This is a genomic window from Geobacillus thermocatenulatus, from assembly GCF_002217655.1.
Classification (GTDB): Bacteria; Bacillota; Bacilli; order Bacillales; family Anoxybacillaceae; genus Geobacillus; species Geobacillus thermocatenulatus.
On sequence record NZ_NEWK01000002.1, the window covers coordinates 1004049 to 1020329 of the forward strand.

The 16281-nt window shown below is 52.7% G+C and carries 17 protein-coding genes; 11 read left to right on the plus strand and 6 right to left on the minus strand.

Annotation, left to right across the window (positions count from 1 at the left end; all coding sequences use genetic code 11):
• The first annotated feature begins 209 nt into the window (after nt 1–209).
• From B9L19_RS13960 to B9L19_RS13980, 5 genes are all read left to right on the plus strand, one after another.
• Nucleotides 210–1493, plus strand: coding sequence for a UDP-glucose dehydrogenase family protein (locus B9L19_RS13960; RefSeq protein ID WP_047753510.1), 1284 nt, complete (start codon nt 210–212; stop codon nt 1491–1493).
• Nucleotides 1490–2446: an NAD-dependent epimerase/dehydratase family protein gene (locus B9L19_RS13965; protein ID WP_025948651.1), complete on the plus strand. Its 957-nt coding sequence runs from the start codon at nt 1490–1492 to the stop codon at nt 2444–2446. Before B9L19_RS13960 ends, B9L19_RS13965 begins: the two co-directional genes overlap by 4 nt.
• Nucleotides 2443–3597, plus strand: a complete 1155-nt coding sequence (locus B9L19_RS13970; protein WP_047753511.1) for a glycosyltransferase family 4 protein — start codon at nt 2443–2445, stop codon at nt 3595–3597. The genes B9L19_RS13965 and B9L19_RS13970 overlap by 4 nt, the downstream gene beginning before the upstream one ends.
• A gap of 254 nt (nt 3598–3851) precedes the next feature.
• Nucleotides 3852–4946 carry a CotS family spore coat protein gene (locus B9L19_RS13975; RefSeq protein WP_025948653.1) on the plus strand — a complete coding sequence of 365 codons (1095 nt, stop codon included), beginning with the start codon at nt 3852–3854 and terminating at the stop codon, nt 4944–4946.
• A gap of 2 nt (nt 4947–4948) precedes the next feature.
• Nucleotides 4949–6520 carry a glycosyltransferase family 4 protein gene (locus tag B9L19_RS13980; RefSeq protein WP_025948654.1) on the plus strand — a complete coding sequence of 524 codons (1572 nt, stop codon included), beginning with the start codon at nt 4949–4951 and terminating at the stop codon, nt 6518–6520.
• Nucleotides 6521–6675: 155 nt separating this feature from the next.
• On the opposite strand, the gene B9L19_RS13985 is transcribed toward B9L19_RS13980, so the two are convergent.
• Both B9L19_RS13985 and fabI read right to left on the minus strand, forming a co-directional pair.
• Nucleotides 6676–7086, minus strand: a complete 411-nt coding sequence (locus tag B9L19_RS13985; protein ID WP_025948655.1) for a CotO family spore coat protein — start codon at nt 7084–7086, stop codon at nt 6676–6678.
• A gap of 117 nt (nt 7087–7203) precedes the next feature.
• Nucleotides 7204–7980 (minus strand): enoyl-ACP reductase FabI, encoded by a 777-nt coding sequence (gene fabI, locus B9L19_RS13990; protein ID WP_047753512.1) that lies wholly within the window; start codon nt 7978–7980, stop codon nt 7204–7206.
• Between the two features lie 198 nt (nt 7981–8178).
• On the opposite strand from fabI, the gene B9L19_RS13995 reads away from it, so the two are divergent.
• Both B9L19_RS13995 and prpE read left to right on the plus strand, forming a co-directional pair.
• Nucleotides 8179–9354 (plus strand): FtsW/RodA/SpoVE family cell cycle protein, encoded by a 1176-nt coding sequence (locus B9L19_RS13995; RefSeq protein ID WP_025948657.1) that lies wholly within the window; start codon nt 8179–8181, stop codon nt 9352–9354.
• A 214-nt stretch (nt 9355–9568) separates the two neighbouring features.
• Nucleotides 9569–10306 (plus strand): bis(5'-nucleosyl)-tetraphosphatase PrpE, encoded by a 738-nt coding sequence (gene prpE / locus B9L19_RS14000; RefSeq protein WP_015374167.1) that lies wholly within the window; start codon nt 9569–9571, stop codon nt 10304–10306.
• Here the strand turns inward: prpE and B9L19_RS14005 are convergent.
• The 4 genes from B9L19_RS14005 to B9L19_RS14020 form a co-directional block, all read right to left on the minus strand.
• Complete coding sequence (locus tag B9L19_RS14005) at nt 10303–11214, minus strand: RluA family pseudouridine synthase (protein ID WP_047753513.1); 912 nt, start codon at nt 11212–11214, stop codon at nt 10303–10305. The two genes, prpE and B9L19_RS14005, sit on opposite strands and share 4 nt — an antisense overlap.
• Before the next feature lie 155 nt (nt 11215–11369).
• Nucleotides 11370–12185, minus strand: a complete 816-nt coding sequence (locus B9L19_RS14010; protein ID WP_011230331.1) for an NAD kinase — start codon at nt 12183–12185, stop codon at nt 11370–11372.
• The gene (gene yjbM / locus B9L19_RS14015) at nt 12182–12820 is read right to left on the minus strand and encodes a GTP diphosphokinase (RefSeq protein WP_011230330.1); all 639 of its coding nucleotides are present in this window, start codon (nt 12818–12820) and stop codon (nt 12182–12184) included. The genes B9L19_RS14010 and yjbM overlap by 4 nt, the downstream gene beginning before the upstream one ends.
• Nucleotides 12821–12972: 152 nt before the next feature.
• On the minus strand, nt 12973–13350 hold the full coding sequence (locus B9L19_RS14020; RefSeq protein ID WP_025948659.1) for a UPF0738 family protein: 378 nt from the start codon (nt 13348–13350) through the stop codon (nt 12973–12975).
• Between the two features lie 135 nt (nt 13351–13485).
• Here B9L19_RS14020 and B9L19_RS14025 point away from each other — a divergent pair, with 135 nt between their 5' ends.
• The 4 genes from B9L19_RS14025 (at nt 13486) to spxH (ending at nt 16101) form a co-directional block, all read left to right on the plus strand.
• Nucleotides 13486–14079 carry a CYTH domain-containing protein gene (locus B9L19_RS14025; RefSeq protein WP_025948660.1) on the plus strand — a complete coding sequence of 198 codons (594 nt, stop codon included), beginning with the start codon at nt 13486–13488 and terminating at the stop codon, nt 14077–14079.
• Nucleotides 14076–14699, plus strand: a complete 624-nt coding sequence (locus B9L19_RS14030; protein WP_047753514.1) for a lytic transglycosylase domain-containing protein — start codon at nt 14076–14078, stop codon at nt 14697–14699. Before B9L19_RS14025 ends, B9L19_RS14030 begins: the two co-directional genes overlap by 4 nt.
• A 102-nt stretch (nt 14700–14801) precedes the next feature.
• Entirely contained in the window at nt 14802–15215 is a 414-nt protein-coding gene (locus B9L19_RS14035; protein WP_025948662.1) for a globin domain-containing protein, read from the plus strand.
• Nucleotides 15208–16101: a ClpXP adapter protein SpxH gene (gene spxH / locus B9L19_RS14040; protein WP_025948663.1), complete on the plus strand. Its 894-nt coding sequence runs from the start codon at nt 15208–15210 to the stop codon at nt 16099–16101. The genes B9L19_RS14035 and spxH overlap by 8 nt, the downstream gene beginning before the upstream one ends.
• The last annotated feature ends 180 nt before the right edge of the window (nt 16102–16281 follow it).

Here is a 16281-nt window from a genome sequence, read left to right on the forward strand (position 1 = left end):
ATCCAGCCGCAGGGATCATCGCTTTTTTGACCGCCTCTTTTCTCCCGTGTCTTTTTTATATCGTATTCGCTTTCGAATGACGGGGAAGGTTGTCCGACGAAAATAGGCCGCACCATTTTCAGCGTTTTAGGCGCTTGCCATGTAGCAAACCACGCTTGTCTGTTAATACGCTATAAAAGCCGGAGATCTAACGAAGGAGGCCTATTAGCATGAACATTTGCATCATTGGCGCTGGCTACGTCGGACTAACCACCGCTGCCGTCCTTGCTGAACTTGGGCATGACGTGCATTGCATCGATCATGACGAACGGAAAATCCGCCTGCTCAATAACGGGGAAATTCCGTTTTATGAGCCAGGGCTCGAAGAATTGATTGCCAAACACCATCATGATTTGACGTTCAGCGGCCGCTGGGATGATATCAAACGGGCGGCCGTCGTTGTCATTTGTGTCGGCACCCCGCCGCGGTCCGACGGCAGCACCGACTTGCGTTATATCGAAGCGGTGCTCAACCGTTTGGCGACAATGATCGAATCGTACAAAACGATCGTCACGAAAAGCACCGTCCCGCCGGGGACGAATGAATGGATGCGCGCCGAGCTCATCCGCAAAGGAGTGAAGCCGCAGTTGTTCCGCATCGTATCCAACCCGGAGTTTTTGCGCGAAGGGTCGGCTGTCTACGATATGTTCCATCCAGACAAAATTGTCGTCGGACTCGAACCGGATGATGACCAATCGCTTGCCGTCATGCAGGCGGTGTATGCCGGCATCAATGCCCCTTACCTCACAACGAGCCTCACCGGCGCGGAACTGATCAAATACGCCGCCAACGCGTTCTTGGCAACGAAAATATCCTTTATTAACGAAATGGCGCGCATTTGTGACGCGTTTACCGTCGATGTCAATGACATCGCCCGCGGGATCGGCCTCGACCCACGCATCGGCTCGCACTTTTTGCGGGCCGGCCTCGGCTATGGCGGCTCCTGTTTTCCAAAGGACGTCAAGGCGCTCGAACATGCGGCGCGCTCACGCCAAGTGGAGCCGCATTTGCTGAAGGCGGTGCAGACCGTCAACGCCACCCAGCTTGACTTTTGCTTTCAAAAACTCAATGAACAGTTGGCCCCATTGACGGACAAAAAGATCACCGTGCTTGGCATCGCCTTTAAGCCGAATACGGACGATACACGTGTTTCCCCTGCTGAAGCACTCATCCGCCGATTGAGCGAAAACGGCTGCACGATCGCCGCCTACGACCCGAAGGCAACGCTCTCGGAGCCGCTCGCCCGCGTAACACAAGTCCAGTCGGTGTACGAAGCGATCCAAGGGGCGGATGGCTTGGTCATCGCCACCGATTGGGACGAATTCCGCACGCTTGACTGGGAGCAAGTGAAAGCGGCGATGAATGGAACGCTCGTGTTTGACGGTCGAAACTGTTTGGATCGCCATGCAGTCGAACAAAGCGGTTTGCGCTACATGGGGGTGGGGCGTCCGTGAACATTCTCGTCACCGGTGCGGCTGGATTTATCGGCTCCCATTTATGCGAAAAACTGCTCGAAAACGACGAGCATCATGTCATCGGCGTCGACGGTTTTCTCGGACCGACGCCGGCGCCGCTAAAAGCGAACAACATTGCCCATTTGCAGTCTCATCCACGGTTTACCTTTCTTGAGCTAGATTTGTTGACAGCCGATTTGCCGTCCTTGCTGCAAAACGTCGAAGCGGTCTACCACTTAGCCGGCATGCCCGGCGTGCGAACGAGCTGGGGAACGGAGTTTGCCGCCTACGCTGCACACAACATTTCCGCCACCCAGCGGCTGCTTGAGGCATGCAAAGACCGGCCGCTCAAACGGTTCATCTACACTTCGACCTCATCCGTCTATGGCGAGCGAAGTGGACCGTTGTCGGAAACGCTTGAACCGACCCCGCTCTCCCCGTATGGCATTACAAAGCTCACCGGCGAACATTTATGTCGCGTTTACTTTCGCGAGTTCGCCGTACCGATCGTCATTTTGCGCTATTTCACCGTCTACGGCCCGCGCCAGCGCCCGGACATGTCGTTTCACCGCTTCATCCGTCAGCTGCTCGCTGGACAACCGCTCATTGTATTCGGCGACGGAACACAATCGCGTGATTTCACCTATATTTCTGACTGCGTTGATGGAACGATCGCCGCAATCGAGCGGGATGACGTCATTGGAGAAACGATCAATATCGGCGGAAAAGAACGAGCATCGGTCAATGAGGTAATCCGGCTGCTTGAAAAGCTGACGGGAAAACACGCGAACACTCAGTATACCCCCGCCGCCCGCGGAGAGCCGAAACAAACGTGGGCCGACTTGACAAAAGCGGAGCGGCTGCTTGGGTACAAGCCGGTTGTAACGCTTGAGGACGGCCTGCAAAAAGAGATTGAATACATCCGTTCGCTGTATGAGGGTGAGCATTCATGAAAATCGCCTATGTCTGCACCGAAAAGCTGCCCGCCCCAGCAGTGCGGGGCGGGGCCATTCAAATGATGATCGATGGGATTGCTCCCTTGATCGCCCGCCGCCACGAACTGACGATTTTTTCAATCGCTGATCCGCTTTTGCCGCCTGAAGAGACAGACGGAGACATCCGCTACATCCGTTTTCCAAAAGCCACGTATGAAACGGATGTGGCACGTGCGCTGGCCGCGCACAAATTCGATGTCGTCCACGTCTTCAATCGTCCTGTTCCGCTCATCGATTACCAAGCGGCGGCTCCGCAAAGCGCCTTTGTGCTAAGCCTGCATAACGACATGTTTTCCCCGCTGAAAATGACAGCCAATCAGGCGAAGCGGGCGCTAGACGCCTGCACCTTGCTGACCGCCGTCAGTGAATACATCAAACAGACGGTGACTGACCGGTACTTGGTGGACCCGAAAAAAATCAAAGTCATTTATTCCGGAGTCAACCTTGCCCAGTACATCCCCGTCTGGACGGAAGAAGGCAGGCGCATCCGCCAGTCGGAACGCAAAGCGTACGGACTCACCGATAAAAAAGTCGTTCTCTTTCTCGGCCGGCTCAGCAAAACAAAAGGACCGCATTTGCTGATCCAATGTCTTCCCTCCCTTTTAACCCGCCATCCCGAGACAGCACTGGTTATTGCCGGTGGAAAATGGTTCAACGACAATAGCCGAAGCGAATACATTGATTGGCTTTATGAATTGGCATCGCCAATGGCCGATCGCATCATCTTTACAAACTACGTTCCACACAACCATATCCCAAAACTGCTTTTAATCGCCGATGTGTTTGTATGCAGCTCGCAATGGCACGAGCCGCTCGCCCGCGTCCATTATGAGGCGATGGCCGCCGGCATTCCGGTCGTGACGACCAACCGCGGCGGCAATGCCGAAATCGTCCGCCACGGCGAGACCGGCTTTGTCATCGATGACTACCAAAACCCGCACGCTTTTTTTGAAGCGATTGATTACATGCTTGTGAATAAACATGAAGCGGAAACCATGGCGAAAAACGCAAGAATGCTCGTTGAACAGCAATTTCAATTCCACCATGTGGCCAAGCGGTTTGAAACGGTTTATATCGAAGCCTATTCCTCCCTTTCCCCAAACCAATAAGGGCTGTCTAAAAGAAATTTTTTCGGGACAGCCTTTTTCTTGTTTCTCTGAAACCAACAATGCCACTTCTTTTTCATTGCATCCCTGTGGGGGTGCTTCCTCCGCAGCGAACGCCATCAGCTTCAGGATCATAGAGACAGATCCTAATAAGTTAATGAGCTTACCCAGTCCAATTTTGTTCTCCATACATATCCTAGTAGCAATCACACCTATTTCGTTTCGTCCATTCCCAAATACCCGACAGGAGGGATAGCATGAAAGACATCGTGATTGAACCATGGCTCGTGGATGAAACGACCCATGAGTTTTTTGTCCCTGAGTATATCATCCAGCTGGCAGAAGAAGTGCTGAAACATTACGATTTATCCGTTCAAAATATGCAAATCATCACAACAAAACCAGACAAAGGAGGAGCCATTTGGAAGCTCGAAACAAAATCAGGCCCGAAAAGTTTGAAGCTGCTGCACCGGAGGCCGACAAGGAGCCTATTCAGCTTAGGAGCACAAGAATATTTAGTGGAAGTGCGCAAGGCAAGAGTGCCGCCAATTGTAAAAACAAAGGATGGAAAACGTTATGTCGAGGCAGGAGGAAAACTATGGTTTGTGGCGGAATGGATTGAACCGTTGACGCCGGTTGCAAAGGATTTGGAAGGAGCAAGAAAGCTTTGTTATGCCCTTGGAGAATTCCATCGCCTAAGCAAAGGATACGTCCCCCCGAAGCAGGCGGAAATGGCCTCGCGACTGCACAAGTGGCCAAAAAACTATGAAAAGATGATCACGAAAATGAGCTGGTTTCGGAACATTGCCCAATACTACCCTGAAATGCCGGCAAGCCCACCGTTATTAGAAGTAGTTGACCGATTTAAAGAACAGGCGCGAAAAGGCATGGAACGATTCCTGCAATCCAACTATGTTGAATTCGTCAAGCAAGGAACGGCTCATTGGGGGTTGGTTCACCAAGACTACGGTTGGTCCAACGGCCAAATGGGAGCGGACGGAATGTGGATTATTGATCTCGACGGAGTTGCCTTTGACCTTCCCATTCGTGATTTACGAAAACTCATTAGCGGCGCAATGGCCGATTTATACAAATGGGATGCAACATGGGTGCGGGAAATGATTCTAGCGTACCATGAAGCAAATCCAATCACACCTGAATTATACGAGCTTTTGATGATTGATTTGGCCATGCCAAACGAATTTTACAAAAATATGAAGGAAGTCGTCTATGAACCAGAAACCTTTCTCAATGAACAAACCGCACAGCTCATTCAAACGATTGTCGAAACCGACCAGTCGAAGTGGCCTGTATTGGCAGAAATCGAAAATGACTGGAAAGGAATGGGATAAATATGAGAATTTTGATGATTTGTACAGAAAAACTCCCCGTTCCCCCTGTACTCGGCGGAGCCATTCAAACGTATATTTCCAGCATTCTTCCATATGTAAACCAATTCCATGATATGACCGTTTTAGGCATCAGCGATTCGTCGCTTCCCGAGCAAGAAACGATCCAAGGCGTTCACTACGTGCGCGTGCCGGGAAAACTATTTGAAATATACCGAGAAAACGTTGTTCGTTATGTGGAAGCGAACGAGTTCGATCTCATTCACATCTTTAACCGGCCCCGTCTTGTCCTTCCGATCCGACAGGCAGCGCCCGCCGCCAAAATAACGTTAAGTATGCACAATGATATGTTTCAACCGGAGAAAATCGATCCAGAAGAAGCAGCGGCGGCCATCGCAGAAGTGGCCCACATCGTAACAGTGAGTGATTATATTGGCAATGTCATCCGCAACCTATATCCGCAGGCATCGCCAAAATTGCGCACCATTTATTCAGGGGTAGACAGCGAACGATTTTTGCCGGGAAATCATCCAAACATGCAGAAAATACGCCATGACATTCGACGGGCACATGGGTTGGAAAACAAAACGGTCATTTTGTTCGCCGGAAGGCTGTCGCGCAATAAAGGGGTCGATAAACTCATTCTAGCCTTGCCGGAGCTGGCAAAAAAATTTCAAAACGTAGCCCTGGTGATTGTCGGGAGCAACTGGTTTAGCGAAAATGACATGACTGATTATGTCGCCTATGTAAGAGCACTGGCGAAACGAATGCCTGTCCCTGTTGTCACGACAGGCTTTGTCGCACCGAATGAAATCCAAAATTGGTTTGCGGCAGCCGATTTGTTCGTATGCACCTCGCAATGGCAGGAACCGTTGGCGCGCGTCCACTACGAGGCCATGGCAGCAGGCCTTCCGATCGTTACGACCGCGAGAGGCGGCAATCCGGAAGTCATTTTCGCCAATGAAAACGGCCTGATCGTCGAAAATCCGGAGGACCCGAGTGATTTTGCCAACAAGATTGCCCAAATATTATCAGATCAATCATTGATGAGAAGAATGGGAGAAAAAGGCCGGCAGCTTGCGATTTCGATCTATCAGTGGGAGCGAGTCGCTTCCGAGTTATTGGAAGTTTGGGAGCAGGCGGAGAAAACAGAACAAGCGGCAGCGAGTGAAGAACAAGCAGCCGGCATGACAATAGAACCGCTGGAAGAAGAGGCAACAGAACAACGGAACCTGCCAATCCCTAAAGCAGATGCAAAAGAAAACGTCCACTCGAAAAAAAACGCGGCAGCGTCATCCGACAAAACGAAAAAGAGAAAAGCCAAAAAAGAGAGTGCCACATCAATGGAAGACCATCAACGAACAGCCAAACAAAAAGAAGCTGCGGCAGAGCGAACTGAACTCGCGAAAAACGCCCCAGCTCCTAAACAGCCCCAAACCGGCCGCCATATAAAACCTTTTACCATTGCAAGCGGCAACCAACAAACACTGGACGCGTCGCCTAAAACGCATTTGAACCGCAAATTGGCTCAAGCGAAACATGACACCAAACATTTTACGATTGCAAGCTCACACTAACACGAATCGAAAATCGCCAACGAAGAAAATGACGGACACCCCAAATAAAAACGAGAATACAATCCCACAGCAAATGAAGGAAACAAACCCTCATCATCCTTTCCTGGCGCCGCAACGCATTCAGGCAAAGATGCGTTTCAACGCAAGGAAATGCGTTACTGCACAAACCCGATCATCGTCACCGCGAGAAGCTGCGCGCGCCCGATGACCGTTTCGTTTCCTTGTTCATCGGCGATCGTCAACTCGGTCGCCGTGCACTTCTTTAATATGCCTTCATAGCTCTTATCCTTCATGACAAATTGGCATTTCAACGGCGGCAAATGGCCGGGCAGCTCCGCCAAAAAGGCCAGCCGCTCGTCGAGCGCCATCACTTGGAATTCTTTTTTGGCAAAAAATTCAGCCGGTTCCTCCTCGCCGCCTCGTTCATCGCTAGAACTTCCTTCCTCTTCCTGTTGCATTCGGCTCGTCCACATAAACGTTTCTTGCATATGCGCCGCCGCCCGCATCGCTTTTGGCTGCACAATGTAAAGCAACGGCTCCGTCTCCACAACGTTTTGTTTCCGCACGTCGATCCCCCTTCCATGCTTGCCTTACCTTATATATGTATGCCCGTGATCTCCATAATTGCTCAAGTCAAGCAAAAAACAGCCGCTCCATCAACAGGAACGGCTGCTCGCACGTTTTTAATATCCTAAAATGTGGTATCCTGAGTCGACGTGAATAATTTCCCCGGTGATGCCGCGCGACAAGTCGCTGAACAAAAACAGCGCCGCATCACCGACTTCTTCTTGGGTCGTCGTCCGGCGGAGCGGAGCGCGTTCTTCGATTTGCTTTAAAATCGAGTTGAAATCGCTCACCCCTTTGGCCGACAGTGTGCGAATCGGTCCAGCGGAAATGGCATTGACGCGGATGCCGTATTTGCCTAAATCGTTCGCCAAATATTTCACGCTCGCATCAAGCGACGCTTTCGCCACACCCATAATGTTGTAGTTTTGCACGACGCGCTCGCCGCCTAAGTACGTGAGGGTGACGATGCTGCCGCCTTCCGTCATCAGCTCTTTCGCCTCGCGCGCGACCGCGGTGAGCGAGTAGGCGCTGATGTTGTGGGCGAGCAAAAAGCCTTCGCGGCTTACGTTCATATACTCACCGCTCAAGTCTTCTTTATTGGCATAGGCGATGCAATGAGCGACGCCATGGATGACGCCGACTTGTTCTTTGATTTGCGCGAAACATTGAACGATGTGTTCGTCTTTTGCCACATCGCATGGCAGCAGAAGCGAACGTTCGTCCCCAAGCGTATCCACAAGCGCCCGCACCTCTTTTTCAAACCGCTCTCCGGCATACGTAAACACCAACCGAGCGCCGGCAGCGTGAAGCGAACGAGCAATGCCCCAGGCGATGCTTCGTTTGTTCGCCACCCCCATCACGACATATGTACGTCCTTCCAACGATAAGGCCATTCGTTCATCCTCCCAATTATCATTTATTCTTAGCACCAGGTGTTAATTCTATTATAGGCGATGCGGCGGGCGATGTAAATGCACGCTTCCCTTTTGCCTTCCGATTCCTTCATGCTGGCGGCGGTTTTTCCCACTTTGCAAAACCCGCGCAATTCGCTAATATGGTATATGGCACATTTGAATGGAGAGGATCGTTCCATGGATCATGATCGTGTTTCCAAATCGAAGCTTGATTACCATATGCTGTTCCTTTTATTCTTGATGGCGGTCGTCAGCGCCATCGCCATCCATAGCGCAGAACCGATGCTGCCGGAGAAACTGCAAAACGTCAACTTCGCTTCGAAACAGCTGCAATGGTACGCCATCGGCGCTGTCGTGATCGCCTTGACGATGATCATTGACTATGATCGGCTGTTTCAAATCGCTTGGTATTTGTATGGATTCGGGATGCTGCTGCTTCTTGGGCTCGAATTGAACGTCCCAGGATCCGTAACCATTAAGGGGGCGACGAGCTGGTATCATCTTCCTGGAGGTAACTTCCAGCCATCCGAGCTGATGAAAATTTTTATGATCATCGTCCTAAGTCGCATCATTGTCAACCATCGGGAAAAATATCCCGAACCGACGATCAGCGATGATTTTAAATTGCTTGGCAAAATCGCTTTGACCGTCTTGCCGCCGCTTATTTTGCTCGCCAAGCAGCCGGACATGGGCATGTCGATGGTGTTTATGGCCATCACCGCCACCTTGGTGCTCGTTTCCGGCATCCGCTGGCGCATCATTTTCGGCATTGTCTTTTCCGGTGTAACAATGGTGGCAACCGTTGTGTTTATTTATTTTTATTTTCCTGATTTCTTCCATAAATACATTATTCAAGAAGATTATCAGTTGAACCGATTTTACGGCTGGCTGGCTCCATATGAATATTCCACCGACCAAGGTTTCCAGCTCATTCGTTCGCTCATGGCCATTGGATCGGGGGAGCTGTATGGGAAAGGATTGGGCAACCTACAAGTCTATTTGCCAGAGGCGCACACAGACTTTGTGTTTGGCGTCATCTCAGAACAGTTCGGATTTGTCGGCTCAAGCATCGTCGTGTCTCTCTTTTTCCTGCTCATTTATCGCATGATCCATATTGCCTTGGAGAGCAACGATTTATACGGCAGCTATTTATGCGCCGGCGTCGCGGGCATGATTACGTTCCAAGTGTTCCAAAACATTGGCATGACGATTGGACTTTTGCCGATCACGGGGTTGCCGCTTCCGTTCATCAGCTATGGAGGAAGCTCCCTGGCGACTTATATGCTGGCGATCGGCCTCGTCTTAAACGTTCATTCGCGAACGCGGAAGTTTATGTTCTCGAGCGATGAATAAAGCCGCTTGCTGCGTCCGCAAGCGGCTTTATTTTGGCCGTCACCCGGGCCAAGGCCCCTTCTTTGTTCCACTCTCCGCCGTGGCCTCTGCTCCCTGAACAGCGCCTCCGCTCGCACGCCTTCGATAGATAGAGCAAAGCTGCCTCATCTTTTCTTTTCCTTGTCTAACGGGCATACTGGTAGTATAACGATTCGGGCTAGAAAGGAGCTCATGTATGCAGGTGGACATCATCGGCGACATTCATGGCTGCTTCCGCGAATTCGCCGCATTGACGGAGACACTTGGCTACCATTGGGACGAAGGGGTGCCGATTCATCCCGACGGACGAAAACTCGGCTTTGTCGGTGATTTGACCGACCGCGGTCCTGAATCGCTGAACATGATCGAGATCGTCTGCGCCCTTGTTGAGCGAAATTTGGCTTACTACGTGCCAGGCAACCATTGCAATAAGCTGTACCGCTTTTTTTTAGGACGAAACGTGCAAATCGCCCACGGGCTTGAGACGACGGTCGCGGAATATCGCGCCTTGCCTCCAAGCGAACAAGAGATGATCCGCCGCAAGTTCATCCGCCTGTATGAACAGGCGCCGCTGTATGCGGTGCTCGATGAGGGGCGCCTTGTCATCGCCCACGCCGGCATCCGTCACGACTATATCGGGCGGACGGACAAAAAAGTCAAGACGTTCGTCCTGTATGGGGACATCACCGGCGAAACGAACCCGGACGGGACGCCGGTGCGCCGCGACTGGGCGAAACGGTATCACGGCAGCGCATGGGTTGTATACGGCCACACGCCGGTCGAAAAACCGCGGTTTGTCGGGCGGACGGTCAACATCGACACCGGCTGCGTATTCGGCGGTGCGCTGACCGCCTTGCGCTATCCGGAAATGGAAACGGTATCCGTTCCTTCCTCGATGCCGTTCGTCCCGGAAAAATTCCGCACGTTCTCCTAATCAGCGCACCGTCTGCGCGTTGCCTCGAGGAGGAGTTCCATATCGTCAGGAAGCGGGGCGGAACATGTATACCAGCGCCCGGCAAACGGGTGAAAAAACGACAGCTGCCGACTATGAAGCGCCTGGCGGCCGATCATCTCCCGGCTCCCGCCGTACAGTTCATCGCCGGCGAGCGGGTGGCCGAGATAAGCCAAATGGACGCGGATTTGGTGCGTGCGCCCCGTCTCCAGCCGGAGCGAAACGTATGTATAGCCATAAAGCCGCTCAAGCACACGAAAATGAGTGACAGCCGGCTTCCCGTCTTCCCGCACTTCACGGGCAATGATGCTGTCGCTTTGGCGGCCGATGGGGGCGTCAATCGTCCCTTCATCCTCGACGATGACGCCATGGCAGATGGCCTCATACGTGCGCACAACGTACCCTTTTTGCTGCAATGCCGACAACAAATGATGAACGTGGCGGTGCTTGGCGACGAGCACGAGCCCGGACGTATCGCGGTCAAGCCGGGTGACGATATGGACGGTCGAGTCGAGCTGCTGCTTTCGATAATGGTGAAGCAAGCCATTGGCAAGCGTCCCGCCCGGATGGTGGCGCGACGGAATCGTCGCCAATCCCGCTGGTTTGTTGACAACAAGGACGTAATCGTCTTCATACAGAATGTCAAGCGGCATCGCTTCTGCGTCCATCCAATCGCTCGTCCGCTCCGGCGGGAAGACAACCGACAGCGTCTCGCCGGCGCGCAGCACATGGCGGACAGTGACAGGCCGTCCATCCACTAACAGCGCCCCGCCATGGAATTTAATATCGGTAAGCGCCGTCCGCGAAATGCCGTTCTCTTGCAAAAACTGGCGCAGCAGCTTTCCGTCGTGCTGTTCATCGATGGAAAAGGTCATGGTAAACGGCGGCAATGTTCGTCACCTTTCTGATCAAAAATCTCCGTCTTGTTCATCGTGTTCCATCCACTTTTCTTTGGCGCCGCGAAAACGGAATCGGCATCCACGCCAAAAGACCGTCACCTCGCCGCAAACAGGAAGCGCCGCCTAACCAAGGAGGCGGGCTTCCCTCAGTCGGCGATAAACGAGTCCCGCACCCGCCGCCAAAACGGAAACGGCCGAAAGCGGGCAAACCTCACTTTTTCATCGGCCACTCGACATTGAATGGATTTCACTTCTTTATGCAACAGCGACAAATGGTCGATCGTAATTTGAAAATCGACGTGGTTGACCGGTTTAAGCAAACACGTATGGTGCGCCGGCAGCACGAGCGGCGAACCGATTGTCCGAAACACGCGGTTGTTGATCGACGCCATCTCGGTCACTTGAATTGCCTCGAGCGACGGATGCAAAATCGCGCCGCCGAGCGCTTTATTATAAGCTGTGCTTCCAGTCGGCGTCGAAATGCACAACCCGTCGCCGCGGAACCGCTCAAATAAGTCGCCGCGAATCTCCACATCCATCACAAGCGTCCCGCTGACGCATTTGACCGTGCATTCATTGAGCGCCAAGTACTTCGCCTCGCTGCCTCCATTCAAATAGCGGATCGTCACCTCAAGGAGCGGATATTCCACGACTTGGTACGGTGTCTTGGCGATGGCGATGACGAGCTTTTCGAGTTCCTCCGGCACCCAGTCCGCGTAAAAGCCGAGATGGCCAGTATGGACTCCGACAAACGCCGTCTTGTCCAACCGATGGCAATAGCGATGGAACGCATACAACAGCGTTCCGTCGCCGCCAACCGAAATGACGAGATCAGGTTCCTCTTCATCGTAACGCAAGTCAAAGTCAAGCAAATACGTCTTCATTTTTTGCGCCAAAGCGTTCGATATGTCATCGCCTTTGGACGTGATGGCGAACACGAGCGGCGCGTCTGTCCGTTTCATTGCCCTTCTCCTTTTGCTTCTTGTTTTCGAGAAAAAGCAGCCTGCGCTTCTTGAATTTCAAAGCGGATTTTCGACATCTCCTCATCGAGGCGATAGGCCGCCTCCGCAGCGCGCTGCAGCCGAACTTTGATATCTTCGGGGAAACGCCCACTGTACTTATAGTTCAACGAATGCTCAATCGTCGCCCAAAAGTTCATCGCCAGCGTGCGGATTTGAATCTCTGCCAAAATGTTTTTTTCACCGCGGATCGTCTGCACTGGATAGCGGATGACGACATGGTACGAGCGGTAGCCGCTCTCTTTTTTTTGCGTGATGTAATCGCGTTCTTCGACAATCGTAAAATCGTTGCGCTGGCGCAATAGCTCGACGACGGTCTTAATGTCATCGACAAACTGGCACATGATGCGCAGCCCCGCAATATCTTGCATCTCTTCCTCGAGACGGTCGAGCGGGATGTTTTTCTTTTGCGCCTTATCCAAAATGCTGGCGACGGGCTTCACCCGTCCGGTGACAAACTCAATCGGCGAATGCGCTTCAATCATCTCGAATTGGGCGCGAATGCCCCTTAGCTTCACTTTCAGCTCCTCAACCGCCTGCTTATACGGGGCTAAAAACAGATCCCAATGGTTGACCATCGTACCACCTGCCTACATGTTTTCGATCTCCCGCGGCTTACGTCAAGAGAGCGCAACCGCGCCTCTTTCTTGCTGCTCGATGGAACCGCTCATCTATCGAATTCACCGGGCCGCTCCCGATCCTAACGCGCCGGAAAGGGAAATCAACCGGCTTACGGCTCAACAAAAAACACGTCTTGCACCGCCTGTTCAAGCACCTCGCCATAGTTGGCGTTGCCGCGAATATTCTCAAGCAAATAAGACAGTTCATCGTGAAACTGTTCAAGCTCAAGCGTCCTCTCTCCACATCGAAGCCAGACCGGCTCCTTGGCGTCAAGCGCCGCCTTTAGCTCAGGCCACCACGGCTTCGGAATCATGACATATAGAAAGCGGTCATCGGTTTCCAAAATGTACGCAAACGCCAACGCATCCGAGTCGACAAGCATATGGCGTTTCGGCGCACAGGCAAGCGGAACCGGAGCATCATGGACATACAGCCAAAGCCGGCCGCCTTCCCGCTCCGCCCGCTCGACGATCCATTTTTCGTTCATGTTTTCTCTCCTTCCGCATCAACCATCCGCCCTTTATTTTACCATATTCACCCTATACAGGCGAAATAATTGATATTCGCCGGAAAACAGCTGATAATAGAGGGAGACGACTATCCTGTCTGAAGGGGATTCACGATGCATCAAGAAATCGAAATCGAATTAAAAAACTTGTTAACAGCAGCGGAGTTTGCGGCCGTCCGCGCCGCCTTCCGCCTTGATGATGGCGCTTTCTTCCGCCAGGAAAACCATTACTTTGACACCCCGTCATTCGCCCTGAAAGAACGAGCGGCAGCGCTGCGCATCCGGGCGAAAGAGGGACGCCTAACCTTGACGCTGAAACAAACGCGGGCGGACGGGGCCATTTTGGAAATCCATGAGCCGCTTTCGCTGTCTGAAGCGGAAGCGTTGCTTGCTGGTATAGCGGCGCCGCGCGGGGCGATCGCCGATTTGCTTGCAGAACTGGGCATCAACCCACACGAGGTGCGTTGCTTTGGCTCCCTTGTCACCGACCGAGCCGAATGGCCGTATGAAGGCGGCACGCTATGCCTTGACCATAACTGTTACTTGCAAAGCGAAGATTACGAACTTGAATATGAAGTGGATCACGTGGAAGCGGGTGAAAAGCGGTTTTTGCGCCTGCTTGAGGAGCTCGGCATCCCGCGCCGCCCGGCGCCAAACAAAATCGCCCGCTTTTACGCCCGCATGAAAGAAATGGAGGAAAGACGATGACCGTTTCGCCATTAAAGCTGCTCATCGAATGGCAGGCGCTCCATGCGTTCTCACCCGGACGCTCCAGCCTGTTGCCATCGCCGGTGCCATCCTTGTTTTCAAGCTTGCTTGCCGAATCTATCAGCCGCGGGGAGGAATCTTCTGCCGAGGCGCCTCAAGCTGCCCTAAGCAGTCAGCTCCCGGCGCCCGCCAGCCATCGCAGCGCCCCGCTCGAACTTGAAGCGGGTGCGGCAACCAACTCATCTTCTTCCATCGATGCTTTCATCGCGGCGGCAGCGGAAAAATACGATGTTGACCCACAGCTCATCCGCGCCGTCATTCGCCATGAGTCAAATTTCCGTCCCGATGCGAAAAGCCCCGCTGGAGCGCTTGGACTCATGCAGCTCATGCCAAGCACGGCAAAAATGCTCGGCGTCCACAACCCGCTTGACCCGGCGCAAAACATCGACGGCGGCGTAAAATATTTGCGCCAGCTCCTTGACCGGTACAACGGCAATATCACTCTCGCCTTAGCCGCCTACAACGCCGGGCCCGGGCACGTCGATCGCTATGGGGGCGTGCCCCCATTTGCCGAAACGCGGGCGTATGTCGAACGCGTGTTGAAAAGCTACCGCACATAAACGAGCGGCGCTCGAGTCACTTTGTTTGAGATCCATGCGTGCTGTTGATAAAATAGCAATCAAACGACAACGAATGATTTTCAAACAAAAGGAGCATCCGCGATGGGGGAACAATGGCAAACTCTTTATGAGGCGATCGGCGGAGAGGAGACGGTTACGAAACTTGTCGAAGCATTTTACCGTCGCGTGGCCGCGCATCCGGACTTGCGGCCCATTTTCCCTGACGATTTGACGGAAACCGCCCGCAAGCAAAAACAGTTTTTAACACAATATTTAGGCGGCCCCCCTCTTTACACGGCAGAGCATGGACACCCCATGCTGAGGGCGCGTCATCTCCGCTTTGAAATCACGCCGAAGCGGGCGGAAGCGTGGCTTGCCTGCATGCGGGCAGCCATGGACGAAATCGGCTTGTCCGGGCCGGCGCGCGAACAGTTTTATCACCGGCTCGTACTCACCGCCCATCATATGGTCAATACCCCAGATCATCTGGACAGAAAGGAGCATACCCTTGAGTGAGAAGTTTGCTGGGAAGACGACATCAACTTGCTACCCTTCCCAGCCGCTAGGCAACACAAACAAACCGCTCGAGCTGTATTTGTTTATCGATCCTTTATGCCCGGAATGCTGGGGGCTTGAACCAGTCATCAAAAAACTGACGATCGAATACGGCCGTTTTTTTACCTTAAGGCACATATTGAGCGGAACATGGGCGACATGGAGCGCGTGCAAAGGAACGAAGCCGAAGGCAATGGCCAAAGCGTGGGAATGGGCGGCGAACCGCACCGGCATGTCATGCGATGGCAGCGTCTGGCTCGAAAACCCGATTTCGAGCCCGTTCGCCCCATCGCTCGCCATTAAAGCGGCGGAAATGCAAGGGAAGCGGGCTGGCCTTCGCTTTTTGCGCAAGCTGCAAGAACAGCTCTTTCTGGAAAAACAAAATGTCGCCGATTTGTCGGTGCTCGCCGAATGCGCCGTCAAAGCGGGCTTGGATGTCGATGAATTTTTGCGCGACATGCACTCGCCGGGAGCGGCGAAAGCGTTCCAATGTGATTTAAAAATCACCTCGGAAATGGACGTCGACGAAATTCCGACGCTTGTGTTGTTTAATGAAAACATTGAAGACGAAGGCATTAAAATTTCCGGATGCTATCCGTACGCCATCTACGTCGAATTGATCGCTGAAATGCTCGGCTTCCATCCTGAACCGTCCTCTCCTCCTCCGCTGGAATCATTTTTAAGCCATTTTAAATTCGTCGCCACAAAGGAAGTTGCCGTTGTGTACAACTGGACGATCCAAGAAGCGGAAACGGAAATGAAAAAGCTGCAGCTAAAGCAAAAAGTGGAGCGGGTGCCCGTCAAACACGGAACATTTTGGCGCTATATCGATGATTCCCGTCCCTAAAAGCAGGGATGGGCGCAAGAAAAAGCCCGGCTGACGCCGGGCTTTTTCTTGTTGCCAAGACAACAAAGGGGATGGGAGAAATTGTTCACGGTCAAACAAAGGGGTATCAAGTTTTGTCTTCCGTTCACGTTTTCATCTTACCAAACGTCCAACCAAATTGGCAACCCGTTTGCTCGTTTG

Excerpts from the sequence above, each read along its gene's own strand:
- B9L19_RS13960 (WP_047753510.1), top strand. The coding sequence starts at position 210 with ATGAACATTTGCATCATTGGCGCTGGCTACGTCGGACTAACCACCGCT.
- B9L19_RS13970 (WP_047753511.1), top strand. The coding sequence starts at position 2,443 with ATGAAAATCGCCTATGTCTGCACCGAAAAGCTGCCCGCCCCAGCAGTG.
- B9L19_RS13975 (WP_025948653.1), top strand. The coding sequence starts at position 3,852 with ATGAAAGACATCGTGATTGAACCATGGCTCGTGGATGAAACGACCCAT.
- B9L19_RS13980 (WP_025948654.1), top strand. The coding sequence starts at position 4,949 with ATGAGAATTTTGATGATTTGTACAGAAAAACTCCCCGTTCCCCCTGTA.
- fabI (WP_047753512.1), bottom strand. The coding sequence starts at position 7,980 with ATGGCCTTATCGTTGGAAGGACGTACATATGTCGTGATGGGGGTGGCG.
- B9L19_RS13995 (WP_025948657.1), top strand. The coding sequence starts at position 8,179 with ATGGATCATGATCGTGTTTCCAAATCGAAGCTTGATTACCATATGCTG.
- prpE (WP_015374167.1), top strand. The coding sequence starts at position 9,569 with ATGCAGGTGGACATCATCGGCGACATTCATGGCTGCTTCCGCGAATTC.
- B9L19_RS14010 (WP_011230331.1), bottom strand. The coding sequence starts at position 12,185 with ATGAAACGGACAGACGCGCCGCTCGTGTTCGCCATCACGTCCAAAGGC.
- yjbM (WP_011230330.1), bottom strand. The coding sequence starts at position 12,820 with ATGGTCAACCATTGGGATCTGTTTTTAGCCCCGTATAAGCAGGCGGTT.
- B9L19_RS14020 (WP_025948659.1), bottom strand. The coding sequence starts at position 13,350 with ATGAACGAAAAATGGATCGTCGAGCGGGCGGAGCGGGAAGGCGGCCGG.
- B9L19_RS14025 (WP_025948660.1), top strand. The coding sequence starts at position 13,486 with ATGCATCAAGAAATCGAAATCGAATTAAAAAACTTGTTAACAGCAGCG.
- B9L19_RS14030 (WP_047753514.1), top strand. The coding sequence starts at position 14,076 with ATGACCGTTTCGCCATTAAAGCTGCTCATCGAATGGCAGGCGCTCCAT.
- B9L19_RS14035 (WP_025948662.1), top strand. The coding sequence starts at position 14,802 with ATGGGGGAACAATGGCAAACTCTTTATGAGGCGATCGGCGGAGAGGAG.